At 71.1% G+C, this 20024-nt stretch carries 19 protein-coding genes and 1 riboswitch; of the genes, 10 read left to right on the forward strand and 9 right to left on the reverse strand.

The window, feature by feature from the left end; translation table 11 throughout:
• Window positions 1-605: 605 nt before the first annotated feature.
• Both ACV530_RS09080 and ACV530_RS09085 read right to left on the reverse strand, forming a co-directional pair.
• On the reverse strand, window positions 606-821 hold the full coding sequence (locus ACV530_RS09080; RefSeq protein WP_494331794.1) for a DUF397 domain-containing protein: 216 nt from the start codon (window positions 819-821) through the stop codon (window positions 606-608).
• Window positions 818-1639 (reverse strand): helix-turn-helix domain-containing protein, encoded by an 822-nt coding sequence (locus ACV530_RS09085; protein ID WP_494331795.1) that lies wholly within the window; start codon window positions 1637-1639, stop codon window positions 818-820. Before ACV530_RS09085 ends, ACV530_RS09080 begins: the two co-directional genes overlap by 4 nt.
• 129 nt (window positions 1640-1768) lie before the next feature.
• On the opposite strand from ACV530_RS09085, the gene ACV530_RS09090 reads away from it, so the two are divergent.
• Window positions 1769-2122, forward strand: coding sequence for a hypothetical protein (locus tag ACV530_RS09090; protein ID WP_494331796.1), 354 nt, complete (start codon window positions 1769-1771; stop codon window positions 2120-2122).
• Between the two features lie 4 nt (window positions 2123-2126).
• Here ACV530_RS09090 and ACV530_RS09095 read toward each other — a convergent pair whose 3' ends face one another.
• The 3 genes from ACV530_RS09095 to ACV530_RS09105 all read right to left on the reverse strand — a co-directional run bounded on the left by ACV530_RS09095 (window position 2127) and on the right by ACV530_RS09105 (window position 3900).
• Window positions 2127-2453 carry an SRPBCC family protein gene (locus tag ACV530_RS09095; RefSeq protein WP_494331797.1) on the reverse strand — a complete coding sequence of 109 codons (327 nt, stop codon included), beginning with the start codon at window positions 2451-2453 and terminating at the stop codon, window positions 2127-2129.
• Window positions 2454-2474: 21 nt separating this feature from the next.
• Window positions 2475-2894: a DoxX family protein gene (locus ACV530_RS09100; RefSeq protein ID WP_494331798.1), complete on the reverse strand. Its 420-nt coding sequence runs from the start codon at window positions 2892-2894 to the stop codon at window positions 2475-2477.
• Window positions 2895-3114: 220 nt separating this feature from the next.
• Window positions 3115-3900, reverse strand: coding sequence for an SCO4651 family lipoprotein (locus ACV530_RS09105; RefSeq protein WP_494331799.1), 786 nt, complete (start codon window positions 3898-3900; stop codon window positions 3115-3117).
• A gap of 139 nt (window positions 3901-4039) precedes the next feature.
• On the opposite strand from ACV530_RS09105, the gene lepB reads away from it, so the two are divergent.
• Complete coding sequence (gene lepB / locus ACV530_RS09110) at window positions 4040-4744, forward strand: signal peptidase I (protein WP_494331800.1); 705 nt, start codon at window positions 4040-4042, stop codon at window positions 4742-4744.
• A gap of 57 nt (window positions 4745-4801) precedes the next feature.
• Here the strand turns inward: lepB and ACV530_RS09115 are convergent, their stop codons facing one another.
• Genes ACV530_RS09115 through ACV530_RS09125 form a run of 3 tightly spaced genes read right to left on the reverse strand, consistent with a single transcriptional unit; the run spans window position 4802 to window position 8219 of the window.
• Window positions 4802-6301 (reverse strand): precorrin-2 C(20)-methyltransferase, encoded by a 1500-nt coding sequence (locus ACV530_RS09115; RefSeq protein WP_494331801.1) that lies wholly within the window; start codon window positions 6299-6301, stop codon window positions 4802-4804.
• Entirely contained in the window at window positions 6298-6939 is a 642-nt protein-coding gene (locus ACV530_RS09120; RefSeq protein ID WP_494331802.1) for a precorrin-8X methylmutase, read from the reverse strand. The genes ACV530_RS09115 and ACV530_RS09120 overlap by 4 nt, the downstream gene beginning before the upstream one ends.
• The gene (locus ACV530_RS09125) at window positions 6936-8219 is read right to left on the reverse strand and encodes a ferredoxin-like domain-containing protein (RefSeq protein ID WP_494331803.1); all 1284 of its coding nucleotides are present in this window, start codon (window positions 8217-8219) and stop codon (window positions 6936-6938) included. The genes ACV530_RS09120 and ACV530_RS09125 overlap by 4 nt, the downstream gene beginning before the upstream one ends.
• Window positions 8220-8277: 58 nt before the next feature.
• A riboswitch (cobalamin riboswitch) is annotated at window positions 8278-8417 on the forward strand.
• Between the two features lie 93 nt (window positions 8418-8510).
• On the opposite strand from ACV530_RS09125, the gene cobN reads away from it, so the two are divergent.
• From cobN to ACV530_RS09145, 4 genes are all read left to right on the forward strand, one after another.
• On the forward strand, window positions 8511-12101 hold the full coding sequence (gene cobN, locus ACV530_RS09130; RefSeq protein WP_494331804.1) for a cobaltochelatase subunit CobN: 3591 nt from the start codon (window positions 8511-8513) through the stop codon (window positions 12099-12101).
• Window positions 12102-12215: 114 nt separating this feature from the next.
• Window positions 12216-12989 (forward strand): hypothetical protein, encoded by a 774-nt coding sequence (locus ACV530_RS09135; RefSeq protein WP_494331805.1) that lies wholly within the window; start codon window positions 12216-12218, stop codon window positions 12987-12989.
• Window positions 12990-13091: 102 nt separating this feature from the next.
• Window positions 13092-14351 (forward strand): VWA domain-containing protein, encoded by a 1260-nt coding sequence (locus tag ACV530_RS09140; RefSeq protein ID WP_494331806.1) that lies wholly within the window; start codon window positions 13092-13094, stop codon window positions 14349-14351.
• On the forward strand, window positions 14351-15091 hold the full coding sequence (locus ACV530_RS09145) for a hypothetical protein (protein ID WP_494331807.1): 741 nt from the start codon (window positions 14351-14353) through the stop codon (window positions 15089-15091). Before ACV530_RS09140 ends, ACV530_RS09145 begins: the two co-directional genes overlap by 1 nt.
• Window positions 15092-15142: 51 nt before the next feature.
• On the opposite strand, the gene ACV530_RS09150 is transcribed toward ACV530_RS09145, so the two are convergent.
• Window positions 15143-16060, reverse strand: a complete 918-nt coding sequence (locus tag ACV530_RS09150) for a trypsin-like serine peptidase (RefSeq protein ID WP_494331808.1) — start codon at window positions 16058-16060, stop codon at window positions 15143-15145.
• A 243-nt stretch (window positions 16061-16303) separates the two neighbouring features.
• Between ACV530_RS09150 and ACV530_RS09155 the strand changes: the two genes are divergently transcribed.
• The 4 genes from ACV530_RS09155 to ACV530_RS09170 all read left to right on the forward strand — a co-directional run bounded on the left by ACV530_RS09155 (window position 16304) and on the right by ACV530_RS09170 (window position 20013).
• The gene (locus tag ACV530_RS09155; RefSeq protein ID WP_494331809.1) at window positions 16304-16813 is read left to right on the forward strand and encodes a helix-turn-helix domain-containing protein; all 510 of its coding nucleotides are present in this window, start codon (window positions 16304-16306) and stop codon (window positions 16811-16813) included.
• A gap of 5 nt (window positions 16814-16818) precedes the next feature.
• Complete coding sequence (locus ACV530_RS09160; RefSeq protein ID WP_494332022.1) at window positions 16819-17487, forward strand: hypothetical protein; 669 nt, start codon at window positions 16819-16821, stop codon at window positions 17485-17487.
• A complete protein-coding gene (locus ACV530_RS09165; protein WP_494331810.1) occupies window positions 17480-18688 on the forward strand; it encodes an MAB_1171c family putative transporter in 1209 nt (402 codons plus the stop codon). The genes ACV530_RS09160 and ACV530_RS09165 overlap by 8 nt, the downstream gene beginning before the upstream one ends.
• Before the next feature lie 125 nt (window positions 18689-18813).
• Window positions 18814-20013 (forward strand): cytochrome P450 family protein, encoded by a 1200-nt coding sequence (locus ACV530_RS09170; RefSeq protein ID WP_494331811.1) that lies wholly within the window; start codon window positions 18814-18816, stop codon window positions 20011-20013.
• Window positions 20014-20024: the final 11 nt, after the last annotated feature.

Raw genomic sequence — 20024 nt, forward strand, 5'->3', positions numbered from 1 at the left:
ACCGCCCTGCGGACGGGACCTGAACGATGGCAGCAACGGAGCGGCCAGTTCCCACAACCCGTCAGGAACCAGCCGCCGCGAAAGATCAACACTCACAAGCGACCATGATGCCGCACGTCACCACAGCGCCACGTGAGACATCCTCTTAGGTCACTCGTGAGCCCCATGTCTCCCGTCCAGATCGAACGCAAGGTACACACCATTGGTCCCTCGTGCCGAGCAATCGAAATCTCGGGCAGCAAGCATTGGCGATCATCAGCTGAAGTCAAAACAAGGAGAAGTGATCTATGGCGCAACGAGCTGAAGCAGCTCACCAGTTGCTTCGCCCGTGCCTGTTGGTGCGGCAGCACCGGGCGAACCTCGGCGGAGTCGACCGCCTAACCAGTCAATTCGATGACCTGTGTCTGCGCTATTCGGCGTAGACGCCTGAGGGTGCCCAAGCTGACGGGCGGTCGCTGGGCTTGTCGTTGCGCGAGGCGTTGCGGCGCCCGTCGGTGCTTGAAGGCATCTCCGTCGCGCTCGACCCAGCGGGGCGATGGGCTGGTCGGACGGCAACTACGAGGCATGTGCGGGCTGATTCACTGGATGGTGAACTGCTGTGGCTGTCAGGGTCGGAGTGATTCCTCGCGGAGTGCGGAGAGGAAGCCCGTCCAGGCGGGGGCGGGGAGGAGCAGAGCGGTCCGGTGGGGGCGTTTGCTATCGCGGACCGGGACGAGGCCCGTATGGGCCAGGCTTCTGGCGAACTCGACGCACTGCCCTTCGTTGCCGCCGCTGTGGCTGGACTTGATCCATTCCGCACTGGATATGTCAGGCGTGCTCATGGGGACCATTCCTCCATCACGTGATGAATCAGGTTCAAAGATGCCTCTGGTGAGAGTGCGTCGGCGCGCAGTCGATCGTAGATCTCCATTGCGTCCGCGACGATCTCATGGGAGTCGATCACCTGGCCCGAGAACGGGTTCTCCGCATAGAGGGCGTCCGGCTCGTCACCGTCGAACCTGAGCACATCGAAGGCCAAGTGCGATGCGGCGGCCCCGGAGGTGAAGGGAAGTACCTGAAGGGTGATGTGCGGCGAATCCGCGGACTTGAGCAGGTGCTCCATCTGCTCACGCATGACCTCAGGGCTGCCGATCATTCGGCGAAGGCATGATTCGTCCAGAACGACCCACAGCAGTGGCGGTGTTGGACACTCCATCACCTCGCGGCGCCTGAGCCTTCGGGCGACCCTTTCGGCGGTCGTTTCCAGGTCGTCCCTTGGATGAGCCTTGCGGAAGATGGCGTGTGCGTACCCTTCGGTCTGCAGCAAACCCATGATGAGGTTGGGGCTGTAGTCCAGGATCGTCGTAGCGCGCTGCTCCATCCGCACATACGGCTCGAACCAGTTCGGGTAATCCCGTTCCGCGGCCCGCCTCCGCAAGCGCGCAAACGTGCCGGGCGTACCGAAGACCCTGTCGCAGGCCTCGGCGAATGCCCGGCTGGCCAGCCGCTCTCCCGCCTCCACCTTCGCCACGTACTGCTGCCCGTAGTTCGCCTCCTTCGCCAGCTCTCGCTGGCTCATGCCCCGGGCCGTGCGCCAGGCCCGCACCTCGGTCCCGAAGTAGGCGGCTCCGGTCGGTGGCTCGGTCTCTTCGTCCTGCATGGTTCGTTCACCCCAGATCGTTCGGCGTGGCCGCAGACCTTCCCGACGCTACGTGCGGAGCGCGATGCTGGAGGCACCAACAGTGAACATCGCTCGCGTGAGTGACAAGGAAACTGGAGTTCTGACGCCATGGCCCATACCCCCCAACAGGGCGACGAAGCCTTGACAGTTGAGGCCCCGGAGCTGCGGTCGCGCATCATCGGTGAGCTCGTCTGGGACGCCGCCGCGAAGCGTCTCGGCGAGGTCATTGACAACCGGTGGTCGCGCTATCAACTCCGCCCGCCCGGTGGGGGTATCGAGTGGAACGCGGCTCCGCAGGACATTCACCCCGTCGGTCGGGCGGCATCTCCGGCTCGCCGGGCGTGCGCCGAGTGCGGGCGCATCAAGGGCGAGCGTGCCGAGGCGGCCGGCGCCGGGGACAGGGAAGGGGCCGAGTCATGGGCCATGGCCTTCGCCCGTCATCAGCGGTTCGAGCACGGATGACGGATCAGTCCTGCCCCTCGACGTACTCCTTGAGCTTCACCGCCATCGCGTACTGCCGCGCGACGTAGTCCTGGAACGCGTCGGCCTGGTCCGCCGGGGCCGTTTCGAGGAGTCCGTCGGGGAAGCTGACGCGAATGTGCGCGTGTAGGCGGTGCCGGGGCCCGAGGGGGCGAACTCGAAGGCGATGGTCTGCAGGCAGTGCTGCCTCGGGCCGAGTTCGGCGCGCGACATCGTTGACGCGGGACCAGTTGTCCGGGTCGGCCAGGACCGCGTAGGCGGCTTCCGGCGGACGGTCGATGTGCACGGTGGCGGTGCCGCTCATGCTGGGCATGTGCTTCCCCTTCCGGCGGCGTCACCCGATGTCGAAGAGCGGTCCGGTGAGTGTCAGCCCCAGGTCGTGGCCGACGTAGGAGAAGAAGGCCAGCAGCATCAGGCACGCGCCGGCGAGTGCGATGTCCTTCTGGAAGTGGATCATCTCCTGCTGGCGGGCCATGGGTTCCGTCTCCTGCCAGAAGCGGTGCATGGTCAGGGGCGCCAGGATGAGGAAGACCGCCAGGAGCAGTGCGCCCAGGTCGGCCCAGGCGCCGAGCAACAGGCTCAGGCCGCCGGCCAGCATCAGCAGTCCGCTGCCCGCGACCGCCAGGGCCGGGGCGGGCAGCCCTTTGGCCGCCGCGTAGCCCGCCATTGCCTTCGTCTTGGTCAGATGGCCGAGGGCGGACATCAGGAAGAGCAGGGCGAAGAGGATGCGGCCGATGAGGACCAGGATGTCCATGGTGACGACCTCCAACGGACGGGGGTCACTGGGTGCCTGTCGTGTACACCCTCGTCCCCACCGTAACGCCGGTGACGGTGTCCCGCGTGTCGTCGGCTAGGGGCGCGTGATGTTGCGCAGGTCGGAGCGTGCCATCTGGAGCATGCTGCCCACACCGCCCTCCAGTATCATGCGCCCCGTCGGCCGGACGGAATCTCCCCAGTTCACAAGGGAGAGCGCTTTACTGCTTGCCGAGCCCCTTCATCATGTCCGCCACCGATGCGACCTCACCGGCCGGGGGCGCCTGCACCTTCACCTCGAGGCCGTACTCCAGGTACTCGAGGGTCGTGGTGCTCTCGCCCTTGGAGCCCTTGGCGGATTCCGTGGTCTTCGCCGGGAGTCCGTCCTTGCCCACCCAGACGTCCAGCTCGACCGACTTCACGCCGGTGCTTTTCAGCGGCCGGACGTAGCTGTCGCGCTGCGTCTTGTTCAGCACGTCGCCGTCGTAGGAGGCGAGTTCCGAGATGTCGACCGTTCCCCGGTAGTGGACGGCCTTCTGTCCGCCCACCGTCTCCTCGCCGACCTTCTTGACGTCCTTGGACGTGGCGAGGACAGCGGTGTCGAGCCCTGCGGACTTCAGGGAATCGCGTTCCTGGGTGTCGTACTGGCCTACCTTGGCCACCTTCATCCAGGGCTTGCCGGGCAGGGCGGCGGCGCCCTTGATGTAGAGGTCGTCACCGACCCGGAGCATGCGGACCTCCCCGGTGGGGTTGGCGGCCGACTTGGGGGTGGTGCCCTTGAGGTCCGAGATCCTCGGCTTGTCGGAATAGACGGCCTCGAACGACTTCGGGCCGTCCTGGTCCTTGTTGGTTCCCTTGGCCTTGTAGGAGTTCTGCTTCGAGGCCTTCTCCGCGGCCGCCTTCAGCTCGGCGGCCGGGTCGGCCTTGTCGCCGCCTCCGCACGCGGCCACGCTCATCACCAGCGCGGCCGTCGCGGTTGCCAGAACGCCTCTGCGGATCGCTCGCAAAACTCCACCTTTGTCAATACTTGGGAAAACCTTGGTGAGGTTACCTCATTCCAGGCCCTCGGGAACATCTGTTCGTTGAGTCTCTGCCGGGCGTTGATCAAGGCCCCGGCGTGACCGACCGAGGGGAGAGGGACGAACGATGGCCGCTGGGGAGACCGAGGAGAGCGTGACGACGCCGGAGGGGAGGGCCGCGCGCGTCACGCGAGAGAAAAAGAAGCGGTCGATGTGGCGGGAGATACCCATCCTGATCGGTGTGTCCCTGGTGCTCTCGCTCGGCATCAAGACGTTCCTCGTGCAGCCGTTCTCCATCCCCTCCGGTTCGATGGAGAACACGCTGCAGGTCGGTGACCGGGTGCTGGTCGACAAGTTCACGCCCTGGTTCGGCGGGACGCCGGACCGTGGAGACGTCGTGGTCTTCCGGGACCCCGGGGGCTGGTCGGACGGACAGCCCGCAGAGCACACCAACTCCCTGCAGCGCGGGGTGCAGAAGACGCTGTCCTTCGTCGGCCTGATGCCCTCGGCGGACGAGAAGGACCTGATCAAGCGGGTGATCGGGGTCGGCGGCGACACCATCGAGTGCAGGAGTGGTGAACCGGTCAAGGTCAACGGAAAGGCTCTGGACGAGCCGTACATCTACTCGGGTGCCACCCCGTGCGACGACATGCCGGTCGGGACGGTCAAGGTGCCCAAGGATCACCTGTGGGTGATGGGTGACCACCGCAACGACTCACGGGACTCGCGCGCCCACGTCAACGAGCCGGGCGGTGGGTTCGTGCCCGTGGACAATGTGATTGGCAGGGCCGTCGCCGTCGCCTGGCCTGTCACCCACTGGTCCACGCTGTGAGATAGCCGTGCCCGTTGCTCCGGCGGCCGTTGCCGCCGCCGGAGCAACGAGGCTCGCTCACTCCTCCGGATACCGCCGCGGCGTCCAGACGATTTCCCCGGTCGCGCGTGACACCGCACGCGTCTGGCTCGACCCCACGAGGAGGATCGTCCTCATGTCGACTTCCTCCGGCACGAGTTCGCCGAGACGGACGATGCGTACGCTCTCCTCCGGGCCGCCCACATCGCGGCCCAGGACCACCGGGGTGTCCGGGGCGCGGTGTTCCAGCAGCAGGTCGCGGGCCTTGCCGACCTGCCAGATGCGGCTGCGGGAGCCGGGGTTGTAGAGGGCGAGGACCAAGTCGGCCTCGGCGGCGGCGCGGAGGCGGGAGGCGATGACCTCCCAGGGCTTGAGGCGGTCGGAGAGGGAGACCACCGCGTAGTCGTGGCCCAGGGGGGCGCCGGCGCGGGAGGCCGCGGCGTGGGCGGCGGTCATGCCGGGGACCACGCGCACCGGGATCTCGCGGTACGGGTCGTCGGAGGCGACCTCCAGCACGGCCGTGGCCATGGCGAAGACACCCGGGTCGCCGGAGGAGACGACGGCGACCCGGCGTCCCTGGCGGGCGAGGTCGAGGGCGAAGTCGGCGCGTTCCGACTCGACCTTGTTGTCGGAGGCGTGGCGCCGCTGGCCCGGGCGTACGGGCACCCGGTCCACGTAGGTGCTGTAACCCACGATGTCCTGCGCCGCGGCCAGTTCGCCGCGTGCCTCGGGGGTGAGCCACAGCGGGCCCGCCGGGCCGAGGCCGACGACCACGACCTCGCCCCGGGCGGAGGTGATACGGCCGTCCACGCGGCTCGGGAGGACCGCCACCGAGAAGTACGGGACCGATTCCGGGTCCACGTCCGCGAGCTTGCCCGTGCGCTCGCCGGGCATCGTCGCGCGCTCGACGTACCGCGCCTCCGCCAGCCGGCCCGAGCGCTCCAGCGCGCCCCGCACCGCCGGGAAGGTGCGGCCCAGCTTCATCACCACCGCCGAGTCGGTCGAGGCCAGGCGCGCCGTCAGCTCCTCCTCGGGCAGCGTGCCCGGCAGGATCGTCAGCACCTCCTCGCCCTCGACGAGCGGTTCGCCGAGGCGGGCCGCAGCGGCGCTCACCGAGGTGACGCCGGGGATGACCTCCGTCGGGTAGCGGGGCGCGAGCCGCTTGTGCATGTGCATGTACGAGCTGTAGAAGAGCGGGTCGCCCTCCGCGAGGACCGCGACCGTACGGCCCGCGTCCAGGTGCGCGGCGAGACGGGCGGCGGCCTCCTCGTAGAACTCCTCCATCGCGCCCCGGTAGCCGCCGGGGTGGTCGGTGGTCTCCGTGGTGACGGGGTAGACCAGCCGCTCCTCGATGTGGTCGGCGCGCAGGTGCCGTTCGGCGATCGAGCGCGCGATGCTGCGGCCGTGCCGGGCGCTGTGGTACGCGACGACGTCGGCGGAGGAGATGACCTCGACCGCCCGTACGGTCATCAGGGACGGGTCGCCGGGGCCGAGCCCCACGCCGTACAGCCGTCCCGTGGTCGAAGGCTGCTCGCTCATTCTTCCTCGCTCGCTATCGCGTTGATCGCCGCGGCGGCCATCGCACTGCCGCCGCGCCGCCCCCGCACCACCAGGTACTCCAGCCCCAACGGGCTCTCGGCCAGCGCCTCCTTGGACTCGGCGGCGCCTATGAACCCGACCGGGATGCCGAGCACCGCCGCCGGGCGCGGTGCGCCCTCGGCCACCATCTCGAGCAGCCTGAAGAGCGCGGTGGGGGCGTTGCCGACGGCCACGACCGCGCCGTCGAGCCGGTCCCGCCACAGTTCCAGCGCGGCGGCGCTGCGGGTCGTGCCCATGCGCCGGGCCAGTTCGGGCACGGACGGGTCGGCGAGGGTGCACAGCACCTCGTTGTCCGCGGGCAGCCGCTTGCGCGTGACACCGCTGGCGACCATGTTCGCGTCGCACAGGATCGGCGCACCCGCCAGCAGGGCCTCGCGGGCGCGGGCCACCACCTGCGGGGAGTAGGCCAGGTCCCGTACGAGGTCGGTCATCCCGCAGGCGTGGATCATACGGACCGCCACCCGGCTCACGTCCGGCGGCAGTCCGCCGAGGTCGGCCTCGGCGCGGATGGTGGCGAAGGACTGGCGGTAGATGGACGCGCCGTCCTTGTCGTAGTCGAACACTGTGCCCTCGTTCATCGTGTGGTACGGGCCGCCGCCACCGCGTCGGCCAGGTCTGTTGCCGTCACCGTGCGCGCCGTCCCGTCCGGCGCGGTGACCTGGTAGCCGTCGCCGGTCGCCAGTACGTCGGCCCACGCGCCACCGGGGTGGCCGCAGCGCCGCTCGCACCCGGACCAGTACACCGGCAGTACGCCCGTCCCACCAGGGCGCATGGCGGTGAGACAGGCGGTCGCGTCCGCCCGTACGTCCGCGCGGGACTTGGCGCAGCCGGGCCGTCCGGCACAGGCGCCCGCGCCGTGCCACGGGGAGGCGGGGGAGGTGACGAGGCCGGCGGCCGCGAGGTCCGCCAGGCGGGCCGGGTCGGCGCCGGGCAGGACGATGCCGCGCCAGGGGGTCACCCGGAGTTCACCGTGCGCGGCGCGGATCACGTGCCGCCACTGCGCGGTGGTCAGCCGGCCGAGCGGCGCGGCCACGTACAGGGCGCGGGCGACGACGCCCGGTTCGGGTGGGGAGCCTACAGGTAGGTCAGTGGAGGGGAGCGGTGAGGAGGGGATGCCTGCCGCCGCGAGCCGGTCCGTCAACCGGTCGGTGCGCGGCCGTTGTTCGGCGGGCAGCTCCCGTACGCGCCAGGCCTTGCTGCCGTGCTCGCGCAGCGCGGCGAGGAACTCGCCCGCGGCCAGGGCGGCGGCGCGGGGCGCGTGCTCGGCGGCGATCCGCAGGGTCGTCGCTCCGAGGCGGAGGACGGCGCGGCCGTCCGTGTCTGCGATCAATGTCACATCGGGGGCGAGGGCGGCGATGTCGCCGCGGCCGTCGTCCAGGCCGAAGAGGAAACGGCCGGACAGAGCCGACAGTTCGGCTTCGTCGGTGGACAGGAGTGCGTCAAGGGCGCGTGCCCACGCCTGTACATCCGCTGCGTCCACGGGAGTCGGACCGTCCAGGCCGCACAACGGAGAAGCCAGGATGTTCCGGACGCGGTCGTGCCGGTCCGACGGCAGCAGCCCGGCGGCGCGCAGCCGCCCGCCGAGGTCCGCGCCGCAGCCGTCGGCGAGGCCGCGCAGCTGCACATTGCCGCGCGAGGTGAGGTCGAGCCGACCGTCACCCAGCTCGTCGGCGGCGTCCGCCAGCACCATTGCCTGACGTGGCGTCAACAAGCCTGCGGGCAGCCGGACTCGGGCCAGCGAGCCGTCGTCCGCGGCGTGCAGCCGCAGCGCACCGGGGCATGCGTCACCGCGCTCGCGGACGGTCGGTTCGCCCCGGTCCGCGGGGGGCTGGGGGGAGACGGACATGGCGGCGAGCATACCGAGGCACTCCGGCGGACGCCCTGGTCACGGGGGCGGGCCCGCCCGGGCCCGCGCCGCGGATCGCTACTATGGCGCTCATCGCCCAAGACGGCGCCAGGGGAGGAAGCCGGTGAGACTCCGGCACGGTCCCGCCACTGTGAGCACGGCAGCGATGCCGCGCGAGTCAGGAACTCCCGCCGTCTTCCCACTGCCCGGGGCGCGGACCCCGAGGAAGGCCTGCCGCAGCATGCGCATGTTCCGGTCCCGCGCACGGACGACCCTCGAAGCACTCGCACTCGGGAGCGCCGCGTGATCCTTCTCCTGTCGACGTCCGACACCGACCTGCTCAGCGCCCGCGCGGCCGAAGGCCCGGTCCCGTACCGGCTCGCCAACCCCGCACGGCTTCCACTCGACGAACTGCCCGCCCTGCTGGAGGGCACCGAGCTCGTCGTCGTCCGACTCCTCGGCGGCATCCGCGCCTGGGAGGAGGGGCTCGGGCAACTGCTCGCCGGCCCGCGGCCGGTCGTCGTCCTCACCGGCGAACAGGCCCCCGACGCCCAGCTGATGGAGGCCTCCACCGTCCCCGTCGGCATCGCCGCCGAGGCCCACGCCTACCTCGCCCACGGCGGCCCCGCCAACCTCGAGCAGCTCGCCCGCTTCCTCTCCGACACCGTGCTGCTCACCGGCCACGGCTTCGCGCCCCCGGCCGCCGCCCCCTCATGGGGCGAGCTCGAGCGCGCCCCCAAGCCCGGGGCGAGCGGCCCGACGGTGGCCGTGCTCTACTACCGCGCCCACCACATGAGCGGCAACACCGGCTTCGTGGAAACCCTCTGCGGCGCCGTCGAGGACGCCGGGGGCCGGGCGCTCCCGCTGTACGTCGCCTCCCTGCGCGCCCCCGAGCCGGAGCTGATCGAGGCCCTGCGCGGTGCCGACGCCGTCGTCACCACCGTCCTCGCCGCGGGCGGCACCAAGCCCGCCGAGGCATCGGCCGGCGGCGACGACGAGTCCTGGGACGCCGGCGCCCTGGCCTCCCTCGACGTCCCCATCCTCCAGGCCCTGTGTCTCACCGGCCCGCGCAGCGCGTGGGAGGAGAACGACGAGGGGCTCTCCCCGCTCGACGCCGCGACCCAGGTCGCCGTGCCCGAGTTCGACGGGCGCATCATCACGGTGCCGTTCTCCTTCAAGGAGGTCGACGCGGACGGCCTGCCCTGCTACGTCGCCGACGCCGAACGCGCCGCCCGCGTCGCCGGGATCGCCGTCCGCCACGCGCGGCTGCGCCACATCCCCGCCGCCGAGAAGCGCATCGCGCTCGTCCTCTCCGCGTACCCCACCAAGCACTCCCGCATCGGCAACGCCGTCGGCCTCGACACCCCCGCCAGCGCGGTGGCGCTGCTGCGCCGGCTGCGCGCGGAAGGCTATGACTTCGGTACCGAGGAGGTCCCGGGTCTCGCGTCCGGCGACGGCGACGAGATGATCCGCGCCCTGATCGAGGCCGGCGGCCATGACCAGGAGTGGCTCACCGAGGAGCAGCTCGCCCGCAACCCCGTCCGCATCCCGGCCGCCGACTACCGGCGCTGGTACGCCGAACTCCCCTCCGAACTGCGGGAGTCCGTCGAGGAGCACTGGGGCCCGGCGCCCGGCGAGATGTTCGTCGACCGCAGCGCCAACCCCGAGGGCGACATCGTCCTCGCCGCCCTGCGCCGCGGGAACCTGCTGATCCTCATCCAGCCGCCGCGCGGCTTCGGCGAGAACCCCATCGCCATCTACCACGACCCCGACCTGCCGCCCTCGCACCACTACCTGGCCGCCTACCGCTGGATCGCGGCCTCCCGCGAGGACGGCGGCTTCGGCGCCGACGCGATGGTCCACCTCGGCAAGCACGGCAACCTCGAGTGGCTGCCGGGCAAGAACGCCGGCCTGTCCGCCGCCTGCGGCCCCGACGCGGCGCTCGGCGACCTGCCGCTCGTCTACCCCTTCCTCGTCAACGACCCCGGCGAGGGCACCCAGGCCAAGCGCCGTGCGCACGCCACGCTCGTCGACCACCTCGTGCCGCCGATGGCCCGCGCCGACTCCTACGGCGACATCGCGCGCCTCGAGCAACTCCTCGACGAGTACGCCCAGATCTCGTCCATGGACCCGTCCAAGCTCCCGGCGATCCGCGCCCAGATCTGGACCCTGATCCAGGCGGCGAAGCTCGACCACGACCTGGGCATGGACGACCGCCCGGAGGACGACGGCTTCGACGACTTCCTCCTGCACGTCGACGGCTGGCTGTGCGAGGTCAAGGACGCCCAGATCCGCGACGGTCTGCACGTCCTCGGCGGCGCTCCCACCGGTCCCGAGCGCGTCAACCTGGTGCTGGCCATCCTGCGCGCCCGGCAGATCTGGGGCGGCACCACCGCCCTGCCCGGACTGCGCGAGGCCCTCGGCCTCGACGAGTCCGCCGCCACCCGCACCACCGCCGACGAGGCGGAGGAGAAGGCCCGCGCCCTGGTCCAGGCCATGGAGGACGCGGGCTGGGATCCGGCCGCCGTGCCCACCGGGCACGGCGAACAGGTCGCCGCCATCCTGGACTTCGCGGCCCGCGAGGTCGTACCCCGCCTGGCCGCCACCACCGACGAGCTCGACCACGCCGTGCACGCCCTCGACGGCGGTTTCGTACCCGCCGGCCCCTCCGGCTCGCCGCTGCGCGGCCTGGTCAACGTGCTGCCGACCGGCCGCAACTTCTACTCGGTCGACCCCAAGGCCGTGCCCAGCCGCCTCGCCTGGGAGACCGGCCAGGCCCTGGCCGACTCCCTGCTGGAGCGCTACCGCACCGACGAGGGCACCTGGCCCGAGTCGGTGGGCCTGTCCCTGTGGGGGACGAGCGCCATGCGCACCGCCGGCGACGACGTCGCCGAGGCGCTGGCCCTGCTGGGCGTCCGCCCGGTGTGGGACGAGGCGTCGCGGCGGGTGACGGGGCTCGAGCCCGTCACCCCCGAGGAGTTGGGCCGTCCCCGCATCGACGTCACCCTGCGCATCAGCGGCTTCTTCCGGGACGCCTTCCCGCATGTGATCGGCCTGCTGGACGACGCCGTCCGGCTCGTCGCCTCCCTGGACGAGCCCGCGGACACGAACTTCGTCCGCGCCCACGCCCAGGCCGACCTCGCCGAGCACGGCGACGAACGCCGCGCCACCACCCGCATCTTCGGCTCCCGCCCGGGCACGTACGGCGCCGGCCTGCTCCAGCTCATCGACAGCCGCGACTGGCGCACGGACGCGGACCTCGCCGAGGTCTACACGGTGTGGGGCGGCTACGCCTACGGCCGCGGCCTCGAGGGCCGCCCGGCGCGGGCCGAGATGGAGAGCGCGTACAAGCGCATCGCGGTCGCGGCGAAGAACACCGACACCCGCGAGCACGACATCGCCGACTCCGACGACTACTTCCAGTACCACGGCGGCATGGTCGCGACCGTACGGGCCCTCAAGGGCACCGCCCCGGCCGCGTACATCGGCGACTCCACCCGGCCCGAGACGGTCCGCACCCGCACGCTCGTCGAGGAGACCTCCCGCGTCTTCCGCGCCCGGGTCGTCAACCCCCGCTGGATCGAGGCCATGCGCCGCCACGGCTACAAGGGTGCCTTCGAACTCGCCGCCACCGTGGACTACTTGTTCGGCTACGACGCCACCACCGGCGTCGTGCCCGACTGGATGTACGACAAGCTCACCCAGACCTACGTCCTCGACCCCGAGAACCGCGCCTTCCTCCAGGAGGCCAACCCCTGGGCGCTGCACGGCATCGCGGAGCGGCTGCTGGAGGCCGAGAGCCGCGGTATGTGGGCCAAGCCCGACGCCGAGACGCTGGAGGCGCTGCGGCAGGTGTTCCTGGACACGGAGGGTGAGCTGGAGGGCGAGGACTGACCCGGCCCTTCCCGTCACCGACAGTGGGGCCCGCCGGTCCCGCTGTCGGTGGCAGCCCGTAGGGTGATCGGGAAGGAACAACAGTCTGTAACAGGGGAACGGGGATTGAGCACCATGGCTCGTAAGCACAGCGTCGTGATGGCCGCCGCCTGCGTGGCGGCAGCGGTGGTGGGGCTCTCGGCGTGCGGCGGCAAGAGCGACAAGTCGTCCGCGAGCGACAAGGCGAGCCCGTCGGCTTCCGCTCAGCAGGAGCAGAAGCCGGCCGACAGCGGTCTGGACAAGCTCTCCGCGAAGGAGATATCCGACAAGGCCAAGCAAGAGCTGATGTCGGCCCAGTCCCTGCGGATGAAGATGGAGCAGACCGAGGGCACCAAGGCGATCAAGGCCGACCTGGCCATGGACCGCCAGGGCAACTGCGCCGGGACGATGTCCAACAGCGGCGCCAACATCGAGGTGATCAAGGTCGGCGACCGGGTCTGGATGAAGCCCGACGACGCGTTCTGGAAGCAGCAGGGTGCGGGCGAGGAGGGCGCCAAGCTCTTCAAGGGGCGTTACATGACCGGCGGCACCAGCAACCCGAAGCTCAAGGACTTCGCCCAGATGTGCAACCTGACAGTGCATCAGGCGTCTATGAGCACCGACACCGGGGGCGACGCGGGAATGACCAAGGGCGCGCCCACCACCGTCAACGGCCAGCAGGTCATCCCGGTCACCAGCAGCAAGGGCACGACCATCAACGTGGCCGCGACGGGCAAGCCGTACCCGGTCCTCCTCGTCAAGAAGGGCAAGGGCACGGTGGCCTTCTCCGACTTCGACAAGCCCGTCCCGACGAAGACCCCGTCGCCGGACGAGACGATCGACATCGACAAGATGAAGCAGGGCTTCTAAAGCAGGGCTTCAAGGGCGCCGGCGGGGCGCCCGGCACGTACGTGCGCCCCGCCGCAACTCCCGTTTTGAGTCGGCCTGCTGCCGCTCAGTAAGATCGCTCGAATGATCATCACAAGACGGCTCGCGGCGGGCGTGTGCGCCCTGCTCGCCGCGTTCGCCGGGGGCATCGCACCGGCGAGCGCCGCCGACGGACCCCCCAAGGACAGCCCGAAGGTCGAGCTCGTGCTCGACGTCAGCGGCTCGATGCGCACCCGCGACGTGGACGGCGGATCGCGCATGGCGGCCGCCAAGCAGGCGTTCGACGAAGTCATCGACGCCGTGCCGGACGGCGTGCGGCTCGGTATCCGCACCCTCGGCGCCCACTACCCCGGCGACGACAAGACCATCGGCTGCAAGGACAGCAAGTCGGAGTACCCGGTCGGCCAGGTCGACAGGACCGAGGCCAAGACCGCCGTCGCCGCCCTGCAGCCCACCGGATGGACGCCCATCGGGTACGCGCTGCGCGGCGCCGACGAGGACCTGGGCACGGACGGCGGCACCCGCCGCGTGGTGCTCATCACTGATGGCGAGGACACCTGCGGCCAGCCCGACCCGTGCGAGGTGGCCCGTGAACTGGCCGCCAAGGGCACGCACTTGACGGTCGACACGCTGAGCCTGGTCCAGGACGACAAGACCCGCGAACAGCTCAGCTGCATCGCTGAGGCCACCGGTGGCACCTACACCACCATCCGGCACAAGAAGGAGCTCTCCAGCCGCGTCAAGCAGCTGGTGCGCCGGGCGGACACACCGGTCGAGCAGCCCAAGCCCACGCAGGGCGGGAACGACTGCGCGTCCGCGCCCGAGATCGGCGGCGGCATCTTCACCGACCGCGAGAAGTTCGGCGAGCACCGCTGGTACCGCGTCAAGGTCAAGCCGGGCCAGGAACTGCGCGCCGCGGCGAGCGTCGGCGCGGACCGTCAGGTCAACCTGGACTACGGCGTGCTGGTGCGCGCCGTGGGGGAGGACGGCCAGGAACTGGTGCGCGGCTCGGACGCCGGCAGCGGGCGCACCGACGTGATGTCGTCGGGGCTGAGATACCCCGTCGGCAAGGCGAAGAAGGATGACGCCGGAGAAGCCCGGAGCGTCTGCCTCGAGGTCTCCAACTCCTTCTCCGCGCCCGACTCCGTCAAGCGCGACCCCGGCCTGCCCGTCGAGCTGGCCGTCGACCTCGTCAAGGCCCCCGACAACCCGTCGGACATGGCGGCCTTCGGCCTGGGCCGCGGCTGGATCCTGCTCCTCGTGCTGGGCGGTACCGGCCTGATCGCCGGTCTGCTGTGGGGCTGGCTGGCCCGCTGGCGCGTCGCGGTGTGGAGGGAGAACTGATGCGTACGAAGCGTGTGTTGGCCACGGTGCTGCTGGCCGCGTCCGCAATACTCACCTCCTCCGCCGCCGCGGTGGCGGACGGCGGCAAGGGCGAGGACGGCAACCCGACCGAGGCCGGTACGACCTTCCGTACCGCGACCGCGGTCAAGCAGGGCCAGAAGGCGACCGCCGACGCGTCCGCCGGTGACTACCTCTACTGGCAGTTCCCCGCCGGGGCCGGCCAGCGGGCCACCGCGACGGCCACGGTGAACCTGCCGGAGGCCTCCGCGCGGCACGGCGCCGCCACCTGGCGGCTGGACGTCTTCGACGGCCTGCGCCGCCGTCAGGCCTGTGCCTCCGGCGAGCCGTTGAAGAAGGCGTCGCAGCAGGATGCCTCGGTGACCCTGACCTGCACCCTGCGCACGGTGCGGCCCTGGTCCGAGCGGTGGGCCAACGACCCGCTGCCGGGCGCGTACTACGTCCGCCTCACCGTGGCCGACGGCCCCGACCAGGACAAGGGCCTGCCGGTGCGGGCCGAGCTCCAGGCGAGTGCCGAGGACACCGGCGGCAACCACGCCGAGGGCGGCTCGCTGGGCGCCCCGCTGCACGCGGGGGCCGTCGCCGAGCCGAAGGACGGCTGGAACGGCAGCTGGTGGTCGGACCGTTGGCTGTGGACCGTGGGCGGAGCGGTGCTCGGCGCACTCGCCGCCATCGGCGGGTACGTCCTGACCCGCCACCCGCGCCGCTGGTTCGGCCAGTAGCGAGCGGCCGAAGGCCCCCGCCATATACGGCGGGGGCCTTCGCCGTTGTGGCTACTCCGCCGGCGGGTCACCGCGCACGGCGCTCAGGTAGAGGTCGAAGAGATCCTCGGTGAAGTACGAGCTGTAGGAGATGTCCGGGGTGTCGCCGCCCGTGTGATAGCCCCCGATGACACCGATCAGCGCCCACCCGGTGAGGTCGCGCACCAGGAACGGGCCGCCCGACGTGCCGCCGATGTACCCCGCGCACGCGATCTCCAGGAAGTCGCCCGGCGCCTTCGGGTCGGTGCTGGTGTACCGGTGCGTGGAGGAGGTGCAGTCCAGCGGCCTGGGGTACTTGGCGTCGCTGCTGCCCGGGTAGCCGATCAGCCGTACGCCGCTGTGCCGGTACCCGGTGTGGACGGCGAGGTCGAAGCCGCCGACGGCGCGTTCCACCGAGGTCCCGTCGGAGCGGTGGCCGAGCCGGACGACCGTGTAGTCCCACTGGGCGCCGCCGTCCGTCCCCAGGTCGTAGTAGCGCTGGTCGATGTAGATGAGCTCGACCGGGAAGATGCCGTGGGGCTTGACGCCGTCGTGGTACTGCGGCACGAAGGACAGGTGCTTCTTCGGGTCCGGCCGCCGCAGGCAGTGCGCCGCGCTGACCACCAGGTCGTGGTACGGGCTGCGCACCACGGTGCCGCCGCAGAAGCGGCCCTGGCCGTGCCCGTCGGTCCAGAAGAACGTGCCCACTTGGGGCAGCCCCTCGAAGGGGTGGCTCGGCGGTACGGACCCGGTCGGCGAGGGCTCGGCCGAGCGCCGCTCGTCCGCGGACGGAACGGCGGCCAGCATGCGGTCGGGCGTCCAGTAGGCGTCGGCCGCGAGGGCCGCGGAAGGCGACCCGCCGGCCGCCGAGGCCGTGGGTCCGGAGAGGTTCATGGCGAGCACGCTCAGTATGAGGACGACGGTGCCGCGTACGGCGAAGGGTCTGCGCATGAGCGGTTCCTCCCTTGGTGCGCCGGAACACGTACGGGGTGAGCGTGCCATCGTCCTACGGTCACCGGGCCGGTGGTGAGAGCCGGACGCGACAGGATTCACCAGGACGCCGCACACAACTCAGGGTTAAGTTCCGTCATCTGCTCGTAACCCGGAGCGGTCTGGTGCCCGGCAGCCACGCATGACAGGATGCTCACCGAGGCAGGATCGGGCTTAACCGGCCGTGATGTTGCCGGGGGAGACATGACGCGACGGCGGGGGGCGCAGATGGCGGTCAGGAGGGACCGGCCGGCCGGGGAGGCGGGCAGTCCGCTCGCCGGGCGGCTCAACTACCTGTTCGCGAACATGCACCCGCCCGGCGCCCCGTACACCAACGCCCATGTGGCGGAGGAGATCAGCCGGGGGACCGAGGAGTACGGCGGGGTCACGCTCACCGAGCAGTACCTGTCGATGCTGCGCAACGGCAGGCGCGCCAACCCCAGTCCGGAGGTGCTGCGCGCGCTGGCGAAGTTCTTCGCCGTGCCCGTCGGCTATCTCCTGGGCGACCTGTCGGGTTCCCAGGCGGCCCGGGTCGAGGAGGAGGTCAGGTTCCTCGTCGCGATGCGGGACCAGCGGGTGCGGGCCATCGCCCTGCGCTCGGTGGGCCTGCCCCCCGAGGTGCAGGACAGCCTCACCACGATCATCGGCCAGTTCCGGCAGCAGATGAACCTCCCGGCCGACGCTCCCGACGCGGGTGGTGAGGAACGCCCGTGACCGTCATGGCCGACGACCGGCTCTTCACCTACTGGCGGCGTACCGAAAACGAGGACGGTGCAGGCATGCGGGTGGGGCGGATACGCCGCCGGTGCAAGCAACTCATCTCCGAGCTCGCGCTGCCGGCGACGACCGATCTGCAGGGCCTGTGCGCCGTCGTGGCCGAGCGGGTGGGACGCCCCATCCACCTGGTGCCGATGAGCCTGGACGGCGTCGTCTCCGGGATGACGGCCACCACCGACGACGCCTACTGGATCGTCCACGAGACGCGGACCTCGCCCTGGCACCAAGTCCACATCGTGCTGCACGAGCTCGGCCACCTGCTCCTCGGCCACGACCAGGACCCCACCGTGACGGAGAACGCGCTCAAGGTGTGGACCCCGTCGGTCGACGTGGCCACCGCCATGCGGCGCCTGGGCCTGACGATGGGCCTGGCCCGCCACCACTGCTACGACGACCTCACCGAGCGCGAGACCGAGATCCTCGGCACCCTCCTCATGGCCCGCGTCGTACCGCCGCCCCCGGGCCAGGAACCCGCCGAGGGCCAGGCCGCCGAGCTCGCCGCCTCGCTGGGCCCCGCCCTGCAGCACGTACGCGGCGAGATGCGGCGCCGCGGCGCGGCCGGCGGTGCAGCTGACAGTGCGGCCGACGGGCAGGAGGACGCCGGTGTTTGACGCCCTCTATCTGACCCTCAGCGCGATCACCTGGGTCATCGTCGGCTACAAGGCCGCCGCCTGGTTCCGCGACCGCAGCAACATCGACCTCGGCCTGACCGCCCTGATGACCGCGGGCGTCCCGGTGGTCTTCCTCTTCTCCGCACCCAGCGTCTACCGCGCCTTCGACCGGCTGACCGGCGTCGCCAACCTCGCGATGGTCTTCCTGTACTCGGCGGTCGTCCTGTTCGCCTCCGGCGCCACGGTGCTGCTGCTGCGCTGGACCAGCCGCAGCGACGAGGCCGCCCACGCCCGCGCGGCCGTACGCTCCCGCGTCGCCGTCGCCGCCGTGCTGGTCGCCTGGACCGCGGCCATCGTCTGCTTCGCCGTCGGACGCCCCGACAGCGTCGAGCATCCAAGGGACTTCAGCACCGCCTACGCGAACGCACCCGGAGTGGTCGCCTTCCTGGCGCTGTACCTGGCCATCTTCGGCACCAGCCTCGCCGGACTCGGCGTCCTGTGCCCGCGCTACGCCGTCACCCTCGGGCCGTCGTGGCTGTCCAAGGGCCTGCGCACGCTCGCCGCGGGCTGCTGGCTGGGCCTGCTGTACTGCGTGTGCAAACTGGCGGGCTTCGTCCTGACCTGGGCCGGCCACGACGTGTACTGGCTCTCCAACGGCGTGGCCCCGATGAGCGCTTCGGTGGCCGCCGTGCTGGTCCTCCTCGGCTTCTCGCTGCCCGCCGCCGGGCCCCGCGCCGCGGCCTGGCGCCGGCTGCGCCGGCTGGACCCGCTGTGGCGGGAGGTCACCGCCCATGTCCCCGAGGTCACCATCGGGTCCCGCTGGACGGGCCGTTGGCCGCTGGCCGACCTCGAGTGGCGGGCCAACCGGCAGATGGCGGAGATCCGCGACATCCAGCGCGGCGTACGGCGCCATGTCGAGCCCGCCGTCCTCGAGGTCGCCCGCCGCAGGGCGACGGAGGCGGCACTCGACGAACGCGCCGTCGCCGCACTGGTCGAGGCCGCGGCTCTGCGCCGCGGTCTGGCCAACCAGGCCACCGGCCATGTGCCCTCCCCGCATGCCGAGAGCGTGGTCATGACCGTCAGCTCCGATCCGCGGGAGGAACACGAGCACTTGGCACAGGTCGCGGACGTCTACCACCACGACCTGGTCGACACCGTGCTCGACGAACTTCGGGACCTCAGCGCCGCACACCGGCTCTGAGGAACCGTCACCGAGGGCGGCCGTGGACGGGGGTCACGGCCGCCTGAGAAACGGGCCGGCGTCGGGGCCGTACGCGAGTACCGCCCCGACGCCGCCCGTACCCGGACGCACCCTAAGGTCGAGGAATGCCACCCGAACCCATTGACATCGCACCGCTCGTCGCCGATCCGCACGCCACGTACGCCCGGCTCCGTGACGAGGGCGGGGTCCACCGGATCACCGGCCCCGACGGCCGGCCCGCCTGGCTGGTGACGCGCTATCAGGACGTGCGCGGTGCTCTGAACGACCCCAGGCTCTCGCTGGACAAGCGCCATGCGCTGCCCGGCCATTACAGCGGCTTCTCGCTGCCTCCCGCGCTGGACGCCAACCTGCTCAACATGGATCCGCCGGACCACACCCGGGTGCGCCGGCTGGTGGTCAGGGCGTTCACGCCCGGCCGGGTGGACAAGCTCCGGGAGCCGATTCGCAAGAGCGCCGACGAACTGCTGGACGCGGTCGAGGCGGACGGGCGCGCCGACCTGCTCGCCGGCTACGCGAGCCCGTTGTCGGTCGGCGTCATCTGCGACCTGCTCGGCGTCCCGCAACGCTACCGGCTCGACTTCCGGCAGTGGACCGACGCCATGTTCACCCCGGACCCCGGGCGGCCGGAGGCGCTGAAGGAAGCCGTCGTCGCCATGATGCGGTTCTTCGCCGAGCTGATCGCGAGCAAGTGCGCCGAACCAGGCGACGACCTGCTCTCCGATCTCGTCGCGGTCCGTGACGACGATGACGACGCGCTGTCGCAGGACGAGTTGACCTCGCTCGCCTTCCTCCTGCTGCTCACCGGTTACGAGGCCACGGCGAACCTCATCGGGAACGCGGTGCTGGCCCTGCTCGACCGCCCCGAGCTGATGCGGCAGTTGCGAAGGAATCCGGACAGTCTCGCGACAGCCCTGGACGAGATCAACCGTTGGGACGGGCCGTATCCGCTGGCCATTCGCCGCTTCCCGCGGGAGGACGTCGAGATCGGCGGAGTGACGGTCCCGGCGGGGGAGACGGTGCTGCTCTCCCTGGCCTCGGCCAATCGCGATCCGCGCCAGTTCCCGGATGCCGACCGCATCGACCTGGAACGGGACCGGTCGGGCCATCTGGCGCTGGGCCATGGGATCCACCACTGCCTGGCGGCCCCGCTGGCACGGATGGAGTCCGAGATCGCCCTCGCCGCCCTGCTCGAGCGCTTCGACGGGCTGGAACTCGCCGTGCCGCGCGCGGAACTGGGCTGGCGTCCGTCGATCCGCGCACGTGGCTTGAAATCACTGCCCGTTCGCTGGTCGTCGAAAAGCTGAACGGGTTTTTG

Source organism: Streptomyces sp. SX-6 (assembly GCF_059089585.1).